We start from the raw sequence: 21681 nt of genomic DNA on the forward strand, positions 1-21681 counted from the left end.
AGATTGTGAGGGGAAGACATGAAGTTTTTTACAGGTGAGATACATAGCAGCATGTTTATCGGGGTAGTCATTGATGATGAATGGGTAATGGACGTCAAAAAGGCAGAAGCCAAATTATTTGAGCTTGAGACACTGCCAAACTCTTTATCTGAGTGTATTAAAATGGGGGACAAGTTTGTTGAACATGTAGGGCAGCTTCTTGATTGGGCTGAGAAAAAAGAAGAAGACCGCGGTTCTTATGTATATCCGCTTTCGGACGTGAAACTCCATGCCCCGATTCCAAAGCCGTCTAAAAACATCATGTGTGTCGGAAAGAATTATCAAGATCATGTGATGGAGATGGGAAGTGCGGCGGATATTCCTAAAGACGTGATGATTTTTACAAAGGCACCTACTTCTGTCATTGGACACGAAGCGGACATTCTCCTTCATGAAGATGTGACAAATGAATTGGATTATGAAGGAGAGCTTGCCATCGTGATGGGCAAATCAGGGAAAAACATTGCTCCTGAAGAGGTCCAAGATTATCTATTCGGTTACACCATTTTAAATGATGTGACGGCAAGAGATTTGCAGAAAAAACATAAACAATTTTTCATTGGCAAAAGCTTAGATACAACCTGCCCGATAGGACCTTATATCGTTCATAAGTCAATGATCGAGGATCATGGTGCGCTCCATGTGGAAACAAAGGTAAACGGAGAGGTTCGTCAGTCTGCCAGTACGGAATTAATGATCTTCACTGTTGAGGACATTGTCTCCACTCTTTCAAAAGGGATGACATTAGAAGCGGGTGACATCATTGCAACAGGTACACCTTCTGGGGTAGGGAAGGGCTTTGAACCGCCTAAGTTTTTAGCTTCTGGAGATCGAATTGACATCACGATTGAACCGATTGGAACGCTGACAAATCACGTCAAATAAAGCGCGTGATGACACAGGATTGTCGCTTTGTGTTCGACTTATTTCGTGGTACGATGAGAAGGTACTTGTTCTGATAAAGGGGGAAATTACAAATGGGAACACATTTACATATCACAGCATGGGTGCTGGGGATTATTTTATTCTTCGTAGCCTTTGCTCTAGCAGGTAAAAATGACAAAGGCGCTAAAATTGTGCACATGATCGTTCGTTTATTCTACTTGATCATCATTGCAACAGGCGTAGAGCTGTATGTTCGCACAGGAATGAAAATTCCAGGTTACGGGGGCGAGTATATTGGAAAAATGATTCTTGGTATCCTCGTGATCGGTTTCATGGAAATGGTCCTAGTGCGCAAGAAAAAAGGAAAATCGGTGACTGGTGTGTTGATTGGTTTTATCGTATTTGCGATTGTGACCATTCTTCTCGGTTTACGTCTGCCGATCGGTTTCCATATCTTTTAATATAAAAAGGACATTGCTTATACGAAGCAGTGTCCTTTTTATGTGGCATCAAATTGTGAAACGATCCGTTGTCCGTCTGAAGTGGTCCATTCAAAACGAATGTGACTGGCGGCTGGCTCATAGTGACATTGAAGTGCAAGTGATTGCGTATCTGCCGAAAACTGAAAGAAAGAGACGCGCTGCAATGAATGAAAGGAAGAGAAAACACAATCATAGACGGAAAAACCAAGATGCTCTATCTGGTCAAGGATGTGATCAAAAACGTTTTCCGGTACGAACATGAGAAGATCAAGCCAGCCTTTGGCAAGAGACGCCGTATATTGAATGTTTTCTCCTCCCTGTACTTCTATTAGCTGCCCGTTTTCATGAAGAATCATAGAACCGAGCAATTCCCCTTTTGTCCATTGGTCATTTTCCTTCAAACAGATCATTGTGCTTTGAAGACTTTCTGGCAGCATGATCTCTCCTTCATCATCTTCAATCAGGCAATGCCCGTTTTCAATGAGCAAATACCCATTACACCATCTTCTGCTGCAGCGTTCAAGCTGCTTCATTCGATTCTCCATTTGCAGAAGCTCCTTTCCTCTTTCTTTTCTTACCAAATCAAGCCTGTCCTATACGCCGAGAAAAAAGGACAAATCAACTATCAAGGAGACGATGCATAAACTAAGAAAGGCTGAATGAGAACACTTGAGGAAAAACGGATGGGAGCTGATGATGATGTGTGGAATTACAGGCTGGGCAGACTTTAAAAAGCAGCTCATCCAACAGGATCATGTAATCAATCAAATGACAGATACATTATCTAAAAGAGGGCCAGATGATACAAATACATGGAAAAGTGAGCACGTTCTTTTTGGGCATAAAAGGTTAGCGGTGGTGGATGTAGAAGGCGGAAAGCAGCCGATGACATATACACATCAAAACCATGCTTATACGATTGTATACAATGGAGAGCTCTATAACACGGAGGATATAAGAAAAGAATTGTTAAAAAGGGGGCACCGCTTTCTAGGGCATTCTGATACAGAAGTTCTTCTTCATGCCTATACAGAATGGAAGGAAGAGTGTGTCTCCCATTTTAATGGCATTTTTGCATTTGTGATCTGGGATAGTGAGCGTGAGTTGTTATTTGCAGGGAGAGACCGGCTTGGCGTTAAGCCATTTTTCTATACAGAACGTCATCATTCCTTCTTATTTGGTTCAGAGATCAAAGCACTTCTTGCTCACCCTGATATCAAAGCAAAAGTCGATCATGAAGGGCTGTCGGAGATATTTGGCTTAGGGCCGTCAAGAACACCAGGTCAAGGAGTGTTTAAAGGGATAAAAGAGCTGAGACCTGCACATGCCTTGACCTTTTCAAAAGGTGGTCTGCGCGTGTGGAGATACTGGAATGTCAAAAGCAAGCAGCATACCGACTCACTTGATGACACCGCACAGCACATTAAGCATCTCTTTACAGATGCCGTGACAAGACAGCTCGTCTCTGATGTGCCTGTATGTACATTTTTATCTGGGGGCGTTGATTCTAGTGCCATTACTGCCATTGCCGCTAAGCATTTTGAGAAAATAGGGAAAGCACCGCTTCATACGTATTCTATTGACTACGAAGGAAACGATCAATTCTTTGAGGCAAATCAATTCCAGCCTAATGCTGACGGTCCTTGGATTGATCGAATGACCAAAGCGTTTCAAACGAATCATCACAGCTGTGTCATTGGACAAAAAGAGCTTGCTTCGTATCTGAAGGAAGCGGTTGAGGTTCGAGACTTACCGGGTATGGCAGATATTGATTCTTCCTTACTTTGGTTTTGCCGAGAAATTAAAAAGGATTTCGTTGTTGGTTTATCAGGTGAGTGTGCTGATGAGATTTTTGGCGGCTATCCTTGGTTTCACATGGCAAATGAAACAAATAGTTTCCCTTGGATGAGATCGACAGAAGCAAGAACGCAGCTCCTGCAAGACTCTTGGCAAAAAAAGCTGTCACTTAAGGAATATGCACAAAGCAAATATGAAGAAACGGTGGCCGAAACGCCTCTTTTAGATGGAGAAACTGGAGTCGATAAAGCCCGGAGAGAACTTTTTTACTTAAATATGATCTGGTTTATGACAACATTGCTTGATCGAAAAGATCGAATGAGTATGGGTGCTAGTCTTGAGGTGCGTGTGCCATTTGCAGATCATCGCCTTGTCGAATATGTGTGGAATATTCCTTGGGAAATGAAAATGCATGGAAATCGTGAAAAAGGGGTTTTACGAAAAGCATTAGAGGGAATTTTACCGAATGAAGTGCTTTATCGAAAGAAGAGTCCTTACCCGAAAACACATCATCCAGCCTATACTCAGGCTGTGAAAGAGATGCTAACAAACTGTCTCGCGCAAAAAGATTCTGTACTTCACGAATTTTTAGATCCGCATCAATTAAAGCAGCTGATTGAAACGGAAGGAGCTTCCTTTCATGTGCCATGGTATGGCCAGCTCATGAAGGGCCCGCAGTTGATTGCCCATCTAGCACAGATTCATCATTGGTTTGAAACGTATCGAATTGATATAGAAGCGTAATACAGGGTCGGCTTTCTTGCACTTGTTGAAAGGAAGCCGGCTTTTTTGATACATAACATAAGACTTTTTGAGCACATCAAAAGTTGATCTAGTCTTTCTAATTTGTATAATTAACTTAAAGTGAATTAATTTGGAGGAAAAAGGATAATGAAAATCATTGTGATCGGAGCGGGACCAGGGGGACTTGCGGCAGCTATGATGCTTCAAAGCAAAGGACATGATGTTCATGTATACGAAAAACAGCCCTTTGTTGGCGGGCGTAACGCTAAGTTTCAACTTGGTGATTTCACGTTTGATACAGGTCCTACCTTTCTCAGCATGATTCATATTGCAGAGGAGCTGTTCACCTTTGCTGGTAAAAATCTTTATGACTATATTGATGTGATTGAATTAAAAGAGATGTATAGATTAATATTTCAAGACAATCAGCTGGATATGATTCGAGATCGTGATGAAATGTACAAACGATTAGAAGCCTTTGCACCGGGTGAGGGCGAAGGGTATTTAAGGTTTATGAAGGATACAAAGCGCAAAATGGATCGTCTGACACCAATTTTACAAAGTAAAATGGATCGCTTTCATCATTACCTTCGTCCGAAGGTGATTAAAGCACTTCCACAGCTTTCTCTAAATAAAAGTTTGTATGATGTACTGTCAGACTATTTCTCGAATGAATCAGTAAAATATGCCTTTACATTTCAATCAAAGTACTTAGGAATGTCGCCGTGGGAATGCCCTGGTGCGTTCTCGATCCTTTCGTTTATGGAACATGACTCAGGTGTTTTCCATCCGAAAGGCGGTGTCAATCAGCTGTCAGAAGCGATGGCAAAGGCGGCGGTTGAAGCTGGAGCAGCGATTCATCTGTCAGCTGGCGTTGAAAAGCTGCTCACGGAGGGAAGGAAAGTAAAAGGCATTCGTTTAGAATCTGGGGAAGAAATACAGGCAGATGAGGTTGTCGTCAATGGAGACTTTGCACATGTGATGACAAGGCTTGTCGAGCCAGGTCTTTTAAAGAAATACAGTGAGAAAAAACTAAAAAAGAAAAAATTCTCATGCTCTACCTTTATGCTCTATTTAGGATTGGATACCATGTACGATGAGCCGCATCATACCATTGTTTTTTCCGATGATTATGCTAGATTCGTCAAAGGCATTACGAAAACATATGAGCTGCCAGATGATCCGTCTATTTATATTCAAAATGCAAGTGTAACCGATGACTCACTTGCTCCAAAAGGAAAATCAGCTCTTTATGTGCTGGCTCCAGTTGCCAATAACCAAAGCGGTATTGACTGGGAAACGCATCAAGATGAATTTAGAGAGCTTGTGTTGGATACATTGGAGCGGAAAACCGGCTTTCAAAATGTGAGGCAGCATATAGAAGTTGAGAGGATGATCACACCGACACAATGGGAGGAAGACCTTTACGTATATGAAGGAGCTACATTTAACCTTGGCCACCAGCTCACGCAGATGATGGTCCTAAGGCCGCACAATGAATTTGATGAATTAAAGCACTGCTGGCTCGTTGGAGGAGGCACACATCCAGGAAGCGGGCTGCCAACCATTTTAGAATCAGCGCGTATCACGACAAATGCCATTCTTTCAAAAGAGAAACATTCACACAAAACAATGCGGCATCAAGAAAAGGGGAGCGCCTCATGAAACAACATATATTGATTGCTGGCGGTGGTATTGGCGGAATGATCTCAGCGCTTTATTTAAAAAAAGCGGGACATGATGTCACCCTTGTCGAAAAAAATGAACGGCTTGGCGGGAGACTTGCATTTGTACGTGAGAAAGGATATAAAGTAGATGAAGGTCCGACCATTGTCCTACTTCCTGACATGTTAAAAGGCATTTTACATGAGGTAGGAATTGACGATTCATCTCTTGATCTGTTGCAGCTTGATCCGCTGTATACCATTCAATATCAAGATGGAACCTCCTATACGAAATACTCTGATGCACGTCGTCAGCTAGATGAAATCAGACGTGTATTTCCAAAGGAAGATCAAGGGTTCCAGAGGTTTATGGAAGAAATGACGGATCGGTTTCAAGAAGGGCAGAAAGCTTTTCTAGAAAAATCATTTCACGAAAAACGTACATTTTTTACAAAAGCCAATATGAAGATTTTAATGAAATTAAAGGCGTATCGAACGGTACAAAGCGCTCTGAAAAAATATTTCTCAGACGAACGCCTGCGAGATGCATACGCACTTCAAACTCTCTATGTTGGGGGAAACCCGTATGAAGCATCGGCCATTTATTCGCTTGTTTCATATAGTGAGCATGCACATGGTATTTACTATTTAAAAGGCGGTTATGCAAGTTTAGTAGATATATTGGAAGGGCAGCTCATCAAAATGGGTGTGCATGTAAGAAAAAATGAAGAAGTCACGCAATTGATGTTTGAGGGAAAACGGGCAGTCAAAGCAAAGGTGAATGATGAACATGTAGCCGCTGATGCATTTGTGATCAATGGAGATTATCCAGCTGCGTTAAAACAGTTTGGTTTATACGAACAAGATCGCCGGAAATACGTGCCGTCCTCTGGCTGTGTGATGGTGTATCTTGGGTTAAACAAGATGTATCATGAAGCACCTGTTCATCAATTTTTTATGGGAGAACACTTTGATCAGCATATGAAAGAGGTTTTTCAAACGAAAACGATTCCTCAAGACCCGTCGTTTTATACATTTAATCCATCGATCATTGATCCATCTCTTGCCCCAGCTGGCTGTAGTGTTTTATACATGCTCGTTCCCGTTCCTTCAGGTGATCATATCAACTGGGAAGAGGAGCCAGAGTTTGTCGAGAACATGGTGGATGTCCTTGAGAAAAGAGGCTTTCCGAGATTGCGAGAGTCGATTGTTTGGAAAAAGGTCAGAACACCAAATGATTCCTTGCGAGAAGGATTGTTTGAAGGCGGCAGCTTTGGACTTGCGCCTAATTTGTTTCAATCAGGTGTCTTCCGCCCGCAAGTGAAGGTCAGTGAGACAGACAATCTTTATGCGGCAGGTGCTTCCATCCATCCGGGCGGAGGAGTGCCGATCGTGATGCAAAGTGCGAAGCTCATGGCTTCTGTACTACTAAAAGATTTGAATGATAGAAAGGAAGTGAAGCTAAGTGGTTGATGTACAAACAGCATTAAAAGTGTGTGAGGAAACCATTCAAACCCATTCCAAAACGTTTTACCGGGCCTTTTCCATGCTGCCTAAAAAGAAAAGACAGGCCGTCTGGGCCGTGTATTCTTTTTGCCGGAGAGCAGATGACATTGTAGATGAGTCGCCTACGCCACAAGAGGACCTTGCATCCTTTCGGGAGACGTTTGATCGATTTTTACAAGGTGAGGTAGACCGGAATGATCCGATATGGGTGGCGCTAGAGCATACATTTCAAGAGTTTCGGATGGATGAAGCCCCGTTTCGTGACCTGCTCCAAGGACAGGAGATGGATTTAGAGCAGCAGCGATACGAAACGTTAGATGAACTGCTCATCTATTCCTATCATGTTGCTAGTACCGTTGGACTCATGCTCCTTCCCATTATTGCACCACGTAAAAAAGAGCAGCTAAAAGAAGCAGCCATTTCGTTAGGGATCGCTATGCAGCTAACCAACATTCTTCGAGATATTGGGGAAGATCAGGCTGAAAGAGACCGCATTTATTTGCCAAAGCAGGTGATGGATCAATTCGGGTACACAGAGCAAGAATTGCAGGAAGGGATTGTCAATCAAGCCTTCCAGCACGTCTGGGAGTACATTGCCTTTGAGGCAGAGGCATACTACGAGGAGTTTTTTGACCATCTTCATGAATTCCCCCTATATTCACGTATGCCGGTGAAAGCAGCAGCCCACTTTTATAAAGCCATTTTAGATAAAACAAGAGAAAACGAATATCGCGTCTTTACAGAGCGAGCATTTATTTCAAAACAGGAAAAAGCACTTATTTTAGAAGATATTAGATAAAAAAAGGACTGCACCCGCAGTCCTTTTTATGTGGAAGAAAAACGATACTCCGTCCATACTCTGGAACGCCAGCGCCTATACATGAAGATGCCTCTGACCCATTCATCCACGATAAAAGAAATCCAAACTCCGATGAGACCCATTTCAAATTGAATGCCTAACAAATAAGCGATCGGAAGCCCAATTCCCCACATTGAAATCATCGCCATATACACTGGAAACTTCGCGTCACCAGCAGCCCGCAATGAATTAATAATGACCATATTAAAAGAGCGTCCCGGCTCTAAAATGATCGTCAATAGGAGAAGTGTGGCGGCGATTTGAATGATTTCATGATTGCTAGTGAAAAACGTAAGCAAATGCGTCGATGATAAAGATAAAGCAGTGGAAGAAAGAAGAGAGATCGCAATAGCCCAGTATAAGCTTTTCATACATCTGCGGTAGGCCGCATCGAATTCTTTCGCCCCAATATGGCGCCCGATTAAAATCTGTGTGCCTTGGCTAATCGCTGCACCAAATAACATAATAAACATCATCAAATTTTGAGTGTAGACCTTTGCTGCTAAAGCCTGCGTCCCCATAAATGTAATAAACAGTGTAATGATCATTTGAGAGCCGTTATAAGAAAGCTGCTCTCCAGCAGAAGGAATGCCAATTTTCAGCAGCCTTTTTAAATGAGTCCGCTGGATGTGAAACATGCTCTTAAGCGAAAAGCGCAATCCAATTCGGCGGCGGACAATGAGAATCATCGCCATCAATCCGATCAATCGAGCAAGCGAGGTTGAAAAGGCAACACCCATGACACCTAATACCGGAAAACCAAACGGACCAAAAATGACCAAATAATTGCCGGCAACGTTTAGCAAATTCATTCCGATGGTGACATACATCGTGTCTCTTGTATATCCGTAGCTTTTTAAAATAGCACTATACGTCATAATAAGTGCTTGAATAAAAGAAAGCAGCCCGACAATTTGTAAAAAGACCGCCGCATCCGGCATGAGTTCACTTGATAAGCCCATCATGTTCAGAATTGGAACAGCTAACATAAACATGAGGAGACTAATGAAAAAGCTGATCAAGAAGTTGGTCCCTAGTGAGACATAGGCGACTTGAGTCGCTTCCTGCTTGCGGTCAGCTCCTAGAAGCTGCGCAATCACAATGGTCGTTCCTGTTGTAATGAAGCTGAACATGACAATTAATAAATTCAGGAGCTGGTTGCTTACACCTACTGCGGCTACACTGTTATCAGAGTATTGGCTGAGCATAAGTGTATCAGCGCTTCCCATGAGCATATATAAAGAGATTTCGATAAAAATAGGCCAAGTTAATGCAAATAATGAAGGGTGCGTTTTCTCATCTTTGGCTTGAACCTTTTCATATGACAGGGTTTGAGATTTCATCACATAGCCCCCTTTCGTATAAATCCGATTTATAGTGTACCTTGCATAGACTATAATAAGAAGAGATGAAACCGAAACTTATTGGAGAAATACGACTTCATAAGGGGATGAATATGAATCGATTTATTACATTTACTGTACCGCCGTTTCCTATTTATATAGCTTCAGGTAAAGGGATATTTCACCAAGGAGAAAGACATATCTCAAGAACCTTCACTGTATTTGATCTTCTCTATGTCACAAAAGGTGAACTATGGATGACAGAGGACGAGGAGGCTTTTCACGTAAAAGAAGGTGAATATATGATTCTCTCACCGGGCTTGTCTCATGGCGGACATCTGCCATGTGAAGAGGATACCCACTATGAGTGGCTTCATTTCTCAATTGATCGGTTTGAGCTGACGAACCGGCCGAGAGAACACTGGATTGATATGAAACAAAACCAAGCCACCTTCGAAAAGCCGGCAACATATGAATTTAGCCTGCCTCGTTTAGGAAAAGTGAAGGGACGAAGTGTGTTAGAAAAACACCTTTCAGTGATGAGCGCACTAAATCATGATGCATCTGAACTTCCGCTGAAAAAACAGCTTGTATTTGAGGAACTGCTCATTCATCTGCAAAAGGAAGCATTCCATATTCCAAGTGCAAAGGAGACTGTCGCATCAGAAGTGGTTCACTTTCTTGAGCATCACTTTATGGAGAAATTTCACATGGAGCAGCTTGCAGAGAAGCTGCACTATCATCCTGACTACATGACAAGGTGTATGCAGACGGTGTATGGATTGACGCCAAACCAGTACAGCCATCGTCTCAAGATCGAAAAAGCTAAAAGCATGCTCGCCTCAACAAATGAAAAAATCGCAGCCATTGCAGAGCATGTAGGTATTGACGACCCTACTTATTTTTCTAAGCTGTTTCGACAAAATGAAGGCATGACGCCGATTGAGTACCGTCATCTAGCAAAAAGAACGACAAAGTAAAGGAACGTGAACAGATGAAAAGAGAAAAGGAAGAGCTTGTGAACATACGTCCATTAACCGAAACGGACTTAGAGGCGGTGTGGCATTTAAAATTTAAAGCACCAGACCAGTCCTATCGAAAATGGAATGCCCCTTATTTTTATGAACACGAAATCCCGCTTTCTGCATTTAAGAAACGTTACTTACAGGATGAATCCATTCCCCAAAAGCTATATGGCATTGAAATAGACGGTGATATCAAAGGTACCGTCTCATATTATTGGGAGAATGAACGCACGAGGTGGCTTGAATGCGGCATTATCATTTATGACTCACGTTTTTGGAGCGGGGGTATTGGGACAAAGGCATTAAATCTGTGGATTGATGTGTTATTTACGCATATTGATATTCCTCGAATTGGTTTAACAACTTGGTCAGGGAATGAACGGATGATGCGGTGCGCAGAGAAATGCGGATTTGTCCTTGAGGGGAGACTGAGAAAGGTCCGTTATTATCAAGGGGTTTATTATGATTCAATGCGCTACGGAATGTTGAGAGAAGAATGGCGAAGCCTTCCGCGCAATATCCTCTGAATCATGATTTTTTCAGGACAAAAGTATCATATAATGGAATAAACTGTAGAAGAAAGGTGGCATATGAATGTGGGCTGGATAACTGGATGGTTTGTTTCTATTTTAGTCGCAATCTATCTATTGATAGATGCACCAAAACATGGGAAAAATAAATGGTTATGGTCTATTTTAGGTCTTTTATTCGGGTTCTTTGCATTTGGGATATACCTCATCAAAACAGGAAGAAAAGGATTGGGCTGGACAGTTCTGATCGTGTCCATCATCATCTATTCTATTGTTATACTAGTCTTTGTCTTTTACTTCCTGTTGCTGATCTTCGGATACTCAAACGCATCATAGAGAGCGCGTATACATAAGGGGGAGTTTAATCTTGAGAATAACGGGTCTATTCGTTTCACTTGCTGTTGCCATCTATTTATGGTTTGATGCGCCAAAGCATAACAAAGACAAATGGCTGTGGGCCATTTTAGGCGTGCTATTTAGTACCATCGTACTCGGTATTTATTTGATCAAGACAGAGAGGAAGGGGCTGGGCTGGACGATCTTGATTTTAACCATCTTGTTTTATCTCATGCTGCTCATCTCTGTTTTGATCGGTGTTATTCTTTTTTATCAGGCGCCTTCATGAAGAAGGGCCTTTTTCTTTTATTTTTTGAGCCGGTACACCAGCAATGACGATCTGCTCTTCATGAAAGGAACGATTCACCACGGCATTTGCTCCGATTGAAATATGATTTGCAATATAAATGTCTCCAAACAGCTTAGCACCGGGGCCAATCCATACGTGATCTCCAATGGTTGGGACATCCTTTTCGGAATGGTTTTGGCCAATATTCACCCCTTGATGAATATCACAAAATGCCCCAATTTTTGCGTGCTTATTCACAATTAAGAGACCACTATGATTGATTCTAAGGCCGGGGCCAAAGACGCCAATCGGAATATCAAAGCCAAGCTGCATGCCTTTCTTTTTATGTAAATAGCGATAAAACCATTTGCGCAGTAGAGCGCCGCTATTAGAATAGTATTCATATTTTCGTAAATACCTTTGATATTTCCATATATCGTCTCCAAACCACTTTGGTCTTCTGCGCGTAACCGCTAATGCTTTCTTATCCTGCGTTAAGTAATGGTGAAGATCGTGCTTTGTAAAAATCATCAAATTCCCCTCCATTCCTTTATGTTTCAGAGAAATTATACCATCCAAACCATTTATATCAAGAAAAAATGATGTTACTTCTTCAATTTTCTACCTTCATTTCATCCAAATTTCTTCATAAAATGAGCGCTTTAAGTTGAATAGAACAAAAGAACCAGGAAGAATGATTTGTAATTTTTTTCAATATCAAACCGTCTCATGCGTTCCATCTCCTTATGGCAGTAAGGTTTGTAAAAATTACTCGAAAATACTCATTAAAAAGAGAATATTGCATTCATATGCTTTTTGAATCATCTTTTTGAATACAATTGACTTTCCTATCTCACATCCTCTAGGCTAATAAATGAAAATGATAATCTTTATCAATTGGAGGAGTGTTTTATTATGTCCATCAAAACCGTTTCTAAAAATCAGCAATTTTTAGAGCAGCAAAGTCAAAGAGAATCTAATGCAAGGTCTTACCCGAGACGGTTCCCATTAGCCATGCAAAAAGCCGAGGGCATGATCGTGACAGATGCGGATGGCAGAGAGTTTTATGACTGTCTAGCAGGCGCAGGAACACTTGCACTTGGTCACAATCATCCGGTTGTGATAGAAGCTATTGAACGTATGCTTCATGAAAAAAGACCATTGCATACGTTGGACATAACCTCAGAAATTAAAGAAGAATTTGTGAATGAGATTTTTTCTCACCTGCCAGAAGAGTTTGCAAAGAGAGCAAAAATTCAATTTTGTGGACCAACTGGCGGTGATGCCATAGAAGCTGCGATTAAATTAGTCAAGACAGCGACAGGTAATCGTTCCATTCTTTCTTTCCACGGTGCTTATCACGGTGCGACACATGGCACGATGTCATTAAGCGGAAATTTGTCTCCAAAGGAAAGAGTGCAAGGGTTAATTCCAGATGTGCATTTCATGCCTTATCCATATGAATATCGCTGCCCATTTGGTATTGGCGGGAAAGATTCACACCGTATTTCCAGTTCTTATATTGAGCGTGTATTAAATGATCCTGAAAGTGGTATTCTTCCGCCAGCAGGTATGATCTTTGAAGCTGTGCAAGGTGAGGGAGGCTCAATTCCAGCATCTATTGAATGGATAAAAGAAATGAGAAGAATCACAAAAGAAAAAGGCATTCCGCTCATTATCGATGAGGTTCAATCAGGCATTGGCCGAACAGGTAAGATGTTTGCCTTTGAACATGCAGGAATTGTGCCAGACGTTATTGTATTATCTAAAGCCATTGGTGGAAGCCTGCCGCTTTCAGTTGTGATTTATGATCAAGATTTGGATCAATGGAATCCAGGTGCACACATTGGCACATTTAGAGGAAATCAAATGGCGATGGCTGCAGGAACTGCTACGCTTAAATTTATAAAAGAAACCAATCTGCTTGATCATGTAGACCTGTTAGGGAATCGCATGCAGGCTTATTTAAAAGACATTCAAAAAAATGTACCTGCTATCGGTGATGTTCGAGGAAGAGGATTAATGATTGGTGCTGAAATTGTCAATCCAAATGAAAAGCAGGATGTGGATGGAAGTTATCCAGCAAATCCTGAGCTAGCAAGTCTCATTCAAAAGAATTGCTTCGACAAAGGCTTAATTGTAGAGACAGGAGGCCGTTTCGGCAGCGTCATTCGATTCTTACCGCCATTGATCATGACAGAAGAACAGCTTGAACAAGTCATCGCCATTTTCAAAGAGGCCGTTTACGATGCAATCAACTAAAGCTTCTGTGGATTCATTATTTATCAATCAAAGCCAGCTTGGAAGAGAGTCCTTCCGAGCGGCTCTTCATACATCTATCGACAGCTTACTGGATCAGTGGCAAAAAGACCAAGGACCATACAGCGGAATATTGCCTGGGAAATTAGCTGCTAGTGTCGAATCCTTATTTCAGTTTCAACCGTCTGGCGAATCAATGGAATCTGTCTTACAAGATATAAAGCAGCATCTTTTGCCGCATCTCGTTGATGTATCGCATCCTAAATGCTTGGCACATTTGCATTGCCCGCCGCTCATACCTGCTCTTGCCGCAGAGGTGATGGTAAGCTCCTTTAACCAATCAATGGATTCCTTCGATCAAAGCGGTATTGCATCTTTGGTTGAGGAGGAAATTTTAAAGTGGCTATGTGCGAAGTTTTCTTATGGAAATCTAGCAGATGGGACATTTACTAGCGGTGGCACCCAATCTAACTATATGGGACTGCTTCTTGCAAGAGATGCATTTTGTGAAAACACATGGCAATGGAATGTTCAGCAGAAAGGCTTGCCGAGTGAGGCTCACCGCATGAGAATTCTTTGCTCTAAGAATGCTCACTTCACTGTGAAGAAATCTGCATCACAGATAGGCTTAGGGGAGCAGGCAGTTGTTCTAGTAGAGACAGATGAGCATCACCGCATGGACCTCAACGATTTGAAGAAGAAACTTGTTGAGTTAAAGGAACAGGATCTCCTGCCTTTTGCGGTAGTGGCGACTTGCGGGACAACTGATTTTGGCAGTATTGACCAGGTTCGAGATGTGTATGACATCGTCAAGCCATACGGTCTATGGATTCACGCAGATGCTGCTTACGGAGGTGCGCTTATATTAAGCGAAACCTACGGGTGTAAATTAGACGGTATTGAGCTTGCTGATTCAATCACGATCGACTTCCACAAACAATTTTATCAACCGATCTCCTGCGGGGCATTTTTGCTGAAGGATAAAAGACATTTTGGTTTGATCAATTATCATGCAGATTATCTTAACCCAAAGGAAGATGAACTGGATGGAATTCTACATCTCGTCAATAAATCTGTCCAAACGACGCGCCGGTTCGACGCACTGAAATTGCTTCTTTCTCTTCGCCTGATTGGGGAGGAAGGGTTTGGTGACATTATTGACCATACCATTGATTTTGCGAAGGATGTGGCTGCGCTTATCGAGAGAAATGATCACCTTGAAGTGATCAATCCTGAACCAGAAATCAATGCAGTTGTGTTTCGATTTAAGGGGGCGGATGACATCAATAAAATCATCCATCGAACGTTATTCAAATCAGGAACTGCTGTCATTGCGAAAACAGTGGTGGATGGTCAAACATGCTTAAAATTCACTTTGTTAAATCCGAGAACGACAATCACACATATTGAGGAAATCCTTTCTGACATCGTTGATATCGGGATCGCTCATATTCAATCCGGGAGGGTACTACGTTGAGTCAATATAAACAAATGGCTGAAAATGCAACTATGCAAAGCTTTTTAAACTGTTTTTTACGTGAAACAGGAATCGATCGATCTGCAAAAAAAGAGACGAAAGCAGATGGTTCGCTTGTATTCGTGGCAAAACTAGCAAAGCAAGACCTTGAGCTTGTGATTCCGATTCGATATTTTTCATCTGTAGGCCGCCATCTCTTTGATTTTCCGATTCGCTTTCGTCCAAGTGGCAGCGAAAAAGAGGGAACGGTCGTCGATTACACGACACTTGTTGCTTTATGTTCAAAGGAGCTTCTCATTGCATATGGCCGCACAGATGCAGAGGATGAATTCATGCTTCGCATCATTTTAAGCTGCCGAAATATTGAACGATTTTTACGGGAGAGAGAAAGTGATCAAGCTGCTTTATCTCAAGCTGATTTTGAGTACATCGAGGCTGAGCAGTCACTTCTCCTTGGCCATTTAACACATCCTACACCAAAAAGCAGACAAGGAATGACAGAAGAGGAGGAAGCCGTCTATTCTCCTGAGCTGAAAGGAGCTTTCCAGCTTCATTACTTTAAAGCGCACCATTCGATTGTGCTTCAGGATTCGTCTATTTCACAATCTGCGGCAAGCCTCATGTTAGAAGAGCTTTCGCGTCAGGTGCCAGAAGAAACAGAGAGGCTGAATAGGTTAACAGAAAACGGAGAATATGTGCTCATTCCGATTCATCCGCTGCAAGTCAAAGTGGTCATGGAGAAGGCATTCGTGAAGCGTTATATAGAGGAGGGGAAACTGACTTATTTAGGACCGCTCGGGTCTGAATACACAGCGACCTCATCCTTTAGAACGGTCTATCAAAAGGATTCTGCTTACATGCTCAAATTCTCTGTTCCTGTGAAAATTACAAACTCGTTACGCATCAATAAACAAAAGGAACTGGATCGAGGAGTAGAGATGTCCCGCATCTTAAAAACAGAATTAGGCGTTTCTTTATATGAAAAATTCTCTGGATTCCGGGTCATTGAAGATCCTGCATATCTCTCTATTCGAGGAGATGAAGCGGAATCTGGCTTTGAAGTGGTCATTCGTCAAAATCCATTTTTGCATCGTGAAAAAGGCGCAAGCTTAATTGCTGGGCTGTGTCAGGATCATGCGTACGGAGGAAAATCGAGATTAGCAGGAATTATTCATAAACTTGCAGGCGCAGAAGGCAGGTCAACAGAAGCGGTCAGCCAAGAATGGTTTAAACAATATTTGACTATTTCGTTAAAGCCGATGCTCTGGCTGTTTGAAACGTATGGTCTTGCACTCGAGGCCCATCAGCAAAATGCTGTTGTGCAAATGAAGGATGGTTATCCAGAGACCTTCTATTACCGTGACAACCAAGGCTACTATTATAGTGAATCGAAAAAGGATAAGCTCGCGAATCTAGTTCAAAACTTGAGCGTGAGAAGTGAAACCATTTGTGCAGATGATGTAGCCGTTGAGAGACTTCGTTATTATTTCTTCTTTAATCATCTATTTGGTCTCATTAATGGCTTTGGCACGGAAGGCCTTGCAAAGGAAGAAGATTTGCTGGCACTTGTGAGAGATACATTACTCGCTCATGAGGAGACGTACGGAGCATCTGATCTGACTAACAGCCTTCTCCGCTCAAAAGAACTTCCTTCAAAAGCGAATTTGCTGACACGATTTGAAGATATGGATGAGCTGACAGGATCTCTGGAAACACAGTCTCGTTACACGGCTGTCTTGAATCCGCTCTTTTTACATAAGGAGGCGCTGATTGGATGAGGCATCGTATTAGGTTTATTCGCGCTGAATATGAAAGAGACGTTCAGCTTGTCCATAAGTGGATGCAAGAAGAGTACGTTCACCCATTTTGGCATTTGAATATTCCGTTTCCTGCTTTTGAAAAGCATTTTTATCAGGCGATACATGATCCGCATCAAACCCTTTATTTAGGCACGATTGATGGGACACCAATGAGTTATTTTGAGGCTTATAACGTGAAAGGGGATATCATTGAATCCTACTATGAGCCTTCTCCGCATGATCAAGGCATCCACCTGTTAATAGGGGAGCCGGATTATGTGGGGAAAGGATTTGCTGCGCCGCTCCTTCAGGCAATGACAGCATTTCAATTTGAGCAGAACAAACGAACAGAAAAAATCGTTGCTGAGCCGGATATTCGCAATGAAAAAATGATTCATGTATTTGAAAAATGCGGCTTCGAACGTGTAAAACCAGTTACTTTACCCGACAAAACAGGTCTTTTGATGTTTTGTGATCGAGAACGATTCGAAAGGAAGTATAACCATGACGCGGTTCAACAAGCAAAATAATATAGTGGATGTAATTGGGATCGGCATTGGCCCGTTTAACCTGGGGCTTGCCGCATTATCTGAAGAGGTAAATGAAATCAACGCTTTGTTTTTTGAAAGAAGTGAAGCCTTTCACTGGCACCCAGGGATGCTCATTGAAGGGACAACACTGCAAGTCCCATTTTTAGCGGACCTTGTCAGCATGGCAGATGTGAAAAGCAAATATAGCTTTCTCAACTATTTGCAGGAACAAAACCGTTTGTATTCATTTTACTTTCTAGAGGACTTCCATATCCCGCGCAAGGAATACAGTCATTATTGCCGCTGGGTCGCTGACCAGTTAGATTCCTGCCGATTTGGCATGAACGTCGAATCTGTCTCACTGATTGAAAAGGCGGGGGAAAAGCGCTATGAAGTGCATGTCCGTCATGTAAAGAACCAAACTGTAGAGGTGTTTGAAAGCAAACATCTCGTCTTAGGAATTGGCACGCAGCCGGCGATACCCGCATCGCTCCAGCCAGCTTTAGGAGAGAAGGTTTTTCACTCAGCTGACTATTTAAAACGAAAGAAAGAAGGCTGTTTCAAAGGGAAATCTGTAACAGTTATCGGCTCTGGTCAAAGTGCGGCAGAAGTGTTTTATGACATTTTATCAGATGATGAGGCAAAGGATATTCACTGGTTTACACGATCAAAAGGATTTTTCCCAATGGAATATTCAAACCTTGGACTTGAGTATTTCTCCCCTGACTATATTGATTTCTTTTATGAGCTTCCGCAAGCCAAAAAGGATGCGTTATTAAAACAGCAAGACTTGCTTTATAAAGGTATCAGTTCGGCGATGATTCGTGATATTTATCATTTGCTTTATGAACGTTCTGCCTGCGGAAACCAGCTGAACACAGTGCTTCAAGCCATGACAGAGGTCAACTTGATTGAGGAAACAGCGGGCGGGTTATCACTTTCATGCACGCAATGGGTCAAGGAAGAATCCTTTACACATGAGACGGATATTGTCGTATTGGCGACTGGCTACCAATCCGTTCTGCCGCCATTTATCAACCCTATTTCTCATCACATTCAATGGGATGATCAAGGGAGATTCCAAGTTGAACGTGAATATCGTTTGAAAACAAATACGATGGGTGAAAATGATATTTTTGTACAAAATGCAGAGCTTCATACACATGGGGTCGGCGCTCCAGATTTGGGGCTGGGGGCTTATCGAAACAGTGTGATCATCAATGAACTTGCTCGTCAAACTGTGTATCCACTTTATCAAAAGCACGTCTTCCAGACATTTGGTACACACAAGAACGCACACACATTTGAAGAAATCAAAGGATAAGGAGGATGAAGCGATGAGTGTACAAGATGAATTGAAAAAAGCGGTGAATCCTGCTGCTTGGAAAAAGGCAAACCAGCGAATGGTGGCAAAAATGCTGTCTGAATACATGTATGAGGACATGCTTCATCCTATAGAACTGGATTGTAAGGATGGCATCGCGCAGTATGAATTAATCATTCACGAACATAAGAAATATCGTTATCTGGCAAAACCTCGGTTGTTTGATAGTTTTGATACAATCGCTGAATCAATTGAGTACTGTCAAGATGGAAAATGGTCAAAGGATGTCAGTGCCATTGTGTTTTTACTAGACATTCAGCCGATCATTCCAATGTCTTCTGACACAACAGGCCATCTTATCAAAGAGCTTCACCATACTTTGTTAGCCGATGTCCATTTGCTGTCGAAAAAAGCACTTCGTGCGGATGAACTGACAGATACGGATTATGCATGGATTGAAGGAGAAATGACAGGCCATCCTTGGATTGTGTATAACAAAGGACGTATAGGATTCAGCTACGATGATTACTTAGCCTATGCACCTGAACGGCAGGAATGTGTGCAGCTGTCTTGGATTGCTGTACATAGAGAGCTTGCGACATTCCATGCAGTCGATCATGAAAACTATGAGCAGGTGATCGCCAAAGAATTAGATGAAGTCACGATTCGTCAATTTCAGCGTGTGTTAAAGGATGAAGGACTGAATGCAGCTGACTATTATATGATGCCTGTTCATCAGTGGCAGTGGACGCATATGATTATTCAGCATTTCCCTGAAGATTTGGCCTTGCGCCGGATTGTGTATTTGGGAGAGGGGCTGGATCAATATATCCCGCAGCAGTCGATCAGAACCTTTACAAATATCTCAAATAAAGACAAGCATCATATTAAACTGCCAATGAGTATTTTAAATACGCTCGTGTACCGTGGACTCCCATCAGAACGTACGGTCATTGCCCCGCGCATTACAGCGCATATTAAAGGAATTGCTGATCAAGACTCATTTTTATCTGATGTGTGCCGCGTCATTTTACCAGGTGAGAATGCAAGTATCAATGTCGATCATCCATACTACAGCAAACTGCCTGGTGCGCCGTATCAATATCTTGAGATGCTCGGTGTCATTTTTAGAGAAAGCATTTATACGTACTTAGAAGAAGGGGAGAGCCCTGTTACACTTGCGGCACTTACTTACGAGGATCATGAAGGTGAGCCGTATATCAAGCAGCTGATTGAAAAATCAGGTCTCTCAGCAAAAGAATGGATGGCGAAGTTCTTCCATGTCGTGATGCCGCCGCTGCTGCACTTTATGTATCAATACGGCACAGTCTTTTCACCGCATGGGCAAAATACAATTCTTGTGTTAAAAAATCATCAGCCGCATCGTTTGGCGATCAAAGATTTCGTTGATGATGTGAATATAAGTGACCAGCCGCTGCCTGAATTAGCTTCACTAGAAGAAGATTTAAAAGAAGTGCTGCGAAGTGAGCCGCCAGAAGGTCTAGTACAATTTATCTTTACAGGATTATTTATTTGCAATCTGCGTTATGTATCCAACGTATTAGACAATCACAATCTGTTAGATGAAACGACTCTTTGGCGTTTGCTTGCGGAAGAAATTCAGCAGTATCAAAAGCAATTTCCGCAGCTAAAAGACCGTTTTGAATTATTTGATCTATTCCAGCCGAAGCTGACAAAGCTTTGCTTAAATCGTAATCGAATGATTGATTATGGCTATGGAGATGGTGATGACCGCCCGCATGCTTCAGAGCATGGGAAGGTCACAAATGCACTCGCTCATGTTCTTTCGTCAGTTGGGGAGAAGTAATAGAAAAGCTGTAGACATTAAGTGTCTACAGCTTGTTTGTTTTTTAAGAAAATGCTTGAGAGGCAAGAAAATAGAAAAGGGCGGGATCATTTAGTTTTTCTTTCCCGCGAATCATCATAAAATGGGCTACGTTTGTTTTCGTAAATCCTGCTTCAACAAGTGTTTCATGCAGGCGCTCAGCAGTTTCTTCCTGCATATCTATACGAATTGCCCCTGAATAAGACGAGATGAGTGATTGGATGAGCGAGAGAGCGGTTTGTTCATCGTTTGCTGTAAGCGGTCCAATCATTAGATTAGCAGGGGTTTCGATGCCAAATGCAAAGCCAGTTGTTTCATGATGCTCATTCTTTGCGCTCAGCCGGAACGATGCTCGTTCCATTCGCTTTCTTATAAAGCTTGATCGATTGGTGCCTGCACCTTTTTCGTCAAGTGCTTCAATAGACGGAAGGTCCGCTTCATCAGCAGGAGAAAGGTGAATCCCGCCTGACACACGAAAAGCCGATGGATTCGTGGTCTGTGCTTTGTATGTATGAATATAGCCGGCCGTTTGAAATCCGATTTTTTCGTAAACGGGCTGTCCTTGTACAGTAGCAGTTAAAACGACAGGAACACTTTGATCGCTCCGGCGAAGCAGGGTGTCAATCATTTTCCGCGCAAGGCCTAAGCCGCGATGCGTCTCAGATACAATAACGGCACCAATTGATGCTGCTTTATCATATTGGAAAAGTCCCGCACATGAGATCACTTGTCCATCTGTTGTTGAAAAACCTGTAAAATATCCGTTTGTTAAAAGAGATGTAAGCTCATCCTCATTGTAATCAGGCCAGTCGACCTCTTTTGACAATGCGATAAGATCGGGTATGTCATCAAGTGTTAAAGTTCGTTGTACAACGTTTTCCAATACAATGCAACTCCTTCTTAGCTGATTTCATCTATATGTATCGTACCATATGAAGGCATAAGAA

20 protein-coding genes are annotated in these 21681 nt (G+C 42.2%); 16 read left to right on the forward strand and 4 right to left on the reverse strand.

All coding sequences use genetic code 11. The features are described from left to right. Positions 1–18 precede the first annotated feature (18 nt). Positions 19–924 carry a fumarylacetoacetate hydrolase family protein gene (locus H7F25_RS03650; RefSeq protein WP_024426525.1) on the forward strand — a complete coding sequence of 302 codons (906 nt, stop codon included), beginning with the start codon at positions 19–21 and terminating at the stop codon, positions 922–924. Between the two features lie 92 nt (positions 925–1016). Continuing rightward, positions 1017–1385 (forward strand): YisL family protein, encoded by a 369-nt coding sequence (locus H7F25_RS03655; RefSeq protein WP_024426524.1) that lies wholly within the window; start codon positions 1017–1019, stop codon positions 1383–1385. 38 nt (positions 1386–1423) lie between these two features. Here H7F25_RS03655 and H7F25_RS03660 read toward each other — a convergent pair whose 3' ends face one another. After that, complete coding sequence (locus tag H7F25_RS03660) at positions 1424–1951, reverse strand: DUF2777 family protein (RefSeq protein ID WP_185854228.1); 528 nt, start codon at positions 1949–1951, stop codon at positions 1424–1426. 154 nt (positions 1952–2105) lie between these two features. Between H7F25_RS03660 and asnB the strand changes: the two genes are divergently transcribed. The 4 genes from asnB to H7F25_RS03680 all read left to right on the forward strand — a co-directional run bounded on the left by asnB (position 2106) and on the right by H7F25_RS03680 (position 7916). Beyond that, the gene (asnB, locus tag H7F25_RS03665; RefSeq protein WP_073979865.1) at positions 2106–3947 is read left to right on the forward strand and encodes an asparagine synthase (glutamine-hydrolyzing); all 1842 of its coding nucleotides are present in this window, start codon (positions 2106–2108) and stop codon (positions 3945–3947) included. A 147-nt stretch (positions 3948–4094) separates the two neighbouring features. Further along, positions 4095–5612 carry a phytoene desaturase family protein gene (locus H7F25_RS03670; RefSeq protein WP_041089746.1) on the forward strand — a complete coding sequence of 506 codons (1518 nt, stop codon included), beginning with the start codon at positions 4095–4097 and terminating at the stop codon, positions 5610–5612. Beyond that, positions 5609–7084, forward strand: coding sequence for a phytoene desaturase family protein (locus H7F25_RS03675; protein WP_103132116.1), 1476 nt, complete (start codon positions 5609–5611; stop codon positions 7082–7084). The genes H7F25_RS03670 and H7F25_RS03675 overlap by 4 nt, the downstream gene beginning before the upstream one ends. Next, positions 7077–7916: a phytoene/squalene synthase family protein gene (locus tag H7F25_RS03680; RefSeq protein ID WP_024425091.1), complete on the forward strand. Its 840-nt coding sequence runs from the start codon at positions 7077–7079 to the stop codon at positions 7914–7916. The genes H7F25_RS03675 and H7F25_RS03680 overlap by 8 nt, the downstream gene beginning before the upstream one ends. Before the next feature lie 26 nt (positions 7917–7942). On the opposite strand, the gene H7F25_RS03685 is transcribed toward H7F25_RS03680, so the two are convergent. Further along, positions 7943–9319: an MATE family efflux transporter gene (locus H7F25_RS03685; protein ID WP_024425090.1), complete on the reverse strand. Its 1377-nt coding sequence runs from the start codon at positions 9317–9319 to the stop codon at positions 7943–7945. Between the two features lie 113 nt (positions 9320–9432). On the opposite strand from H7F25_RS03685, the gene H7F25_RS03690 reads away from it, so the two are divergent. The 4 genes from H7F25_RS03690 to H7F25_RS03705 all read left to right on the forward strand — a co-directional run bounded on the left by H7F25_RS03690 (position 9433) and on the right by H7F25_RS03705 (position 11499). Beyond that, the gene (locus tag H7F25_RS03690) at positions 9433–10299 is read left to right on the forward strand and encodes an AraC family transcriptional regulator (RefSeq protein WP_103132115.1); all 867 of its coding nucleotides are present in this window, start codon (positions 9433–9435) and stop codon (positions 10297–10299) included. 14 nt (positions 10300–10313) lie between these two features. Continuing rightward, positions 10314–10871, forward strand: coding sequence for a GNAT family N-acetyltransferase (locus tag H7F25_RS03695; RefSeq protein WP_185854229.1), 558 nt, complete (start codon positions 10314–10316; stop codon positions 10869–10871). Positions 10872–10934: 63 nt separating this feature from the next. Then, positions 10935–11210: a hypothetical protein gene (locus tag H7F25_RS03700; protein WP_185854230.1), complete on the forward strand. Its 276-nt coding sequence runs from the start codon at positions 10935–10937 to the stop codon at positions 11208–11210. A 31-nt stretch (positions 11211–11241) separates the two neighbouring features. Next, positions 11242–11499, forward strand: coding sequence for a hypothetical protein (locus H7F25_RS03705; RefSeq protein ID WP_029707533.1), 258 nt, complete (start codon positions 11242–11244; stop codon positions 11497–11499). Here H7F25_RS03705 and H7F25_RS03710 read toward each other — a convergent pair. Beyond that, positions 11494–12030, reverse strand: a complete 537-nt coding sequence (locus H7F25_RS03710; protein ID WP_185854231.1) for a serine O-acetyltransferase — start codon at positions 12028–12030, stop codon at positions 11494–11496. The genes H7F25_RS03705 and H7F25_RS03710 overlap by 6 nt on opposite strands. Before the next feature lie 384 nt (positions 12031–12414). Between H7F25_RS03710 and H7F25_RS03715 the strand changes: the two genes are divergently transcribed. The 6 genes from H7F25_RS03715 to H7F25_RS03740 are packed head-to-tail and all read left to right on the forward strand — an operon-like array spanning position 12415 to position 20716. Continuing rightward, positions 12415–13761, forward strand: a complete 1347-nt coding sequence (locus H7F25_RS03715; RefSeq protein WP_149125778.1) for an aspartate aminotransferase family protein — start codon at positions 12415–12417, stop codon at positions 13759–13761. Further along, positions 13748–15235, forward strand: coding sequence for a pyridoxal phosphate-dependent decarboxylase family protein (locus H7F25_RS03720; protein ID WP_149125777.1), 1488 nt, complete (start codon positions 13748–13750; stop codon positions 15233–15235). Before H7F25_RS03715 ends, H7F25_RS03720 begins: the two co-directional genes overlap by 14 nt. Further along, positions 15232–17013 carry an IucA/IucC family protein gene (locus tag H7F25_RS03725; RefSeq protein ID WP_149125776.1) on the forward strand — a complete coding sequence of 594 codons (1782 nt, stop codon included), beginning with the start codon at positions 15232–15234 and terminating at the stop codon, positions 17011–17013. The genes H7F25_RS03720 and H7F25_RS03725 overlap by 4 nt, the downstream gene beginning before the upstream one ends. Further along, positions 17010–17564, forward strand: coding sequence for a GNAT family N-acetyltransferase (locus H7F25_RS03730; protein ID WP_024426511.1), 555 nt, complete (start codon positions 17010–17012; stop codon positions 17562–17564). The genes H7F25_RS03725 and H7F25_RS03730 overlap by 4 nt, the downstream gene beginning before the upstream one ends. Continuing rightward, positions 17539–18888 (forward strand): lysine N(6)-hydroxylase/L-ornithine N(5)-oxygenase family protein, encoded by a 1350-nt coding sequence (locus H7F25_RS03735; protein WP_185854232.1) that lies wholly within the window; start codon positions 17539–17541, stop codon positions 18886–18888. Before H7F25_RS03730 ends, H7F25_RS03735 begins: the two co-directional genes overlap by 26 nt. Before the next feature lie 13 nt (positions 18889–18901). After that, a complete protein-coding gene (locus H7F25_RS03740; protein ID WP_185854233.1) occupies positions 18902–20716 on the forward strand; it encodes an IucA/IucC family protein in 1815 nt (604 codons plus the stop codon). Positions 20717–20759: 43 nt separating this feature from the next. Here the strand turns inward: H7F25_RS03740 and H7F25_RS03745 are convergent, their stop codons facing one another. Beyond that, entirely contained in the window at positions 20760–21617 is an 858-nt protein-coding gene (locus H7F25_RS03745) for a GNAT family N-acetyltransferase (protein ID WP_185854234.1), read from the reverse strand. Positions 21618–21681 lie beyond the last annotated feature (64 nt).

Origin of the sequence: Bacillus sp. PAMC28571, from assembly GCF_014250435.1 — a bacterium.
Lineage (GTDB): Bacteria > Bacillota > Bacilli > Bacillales > Bacillaceae > Bacillus > Bacillus safensis.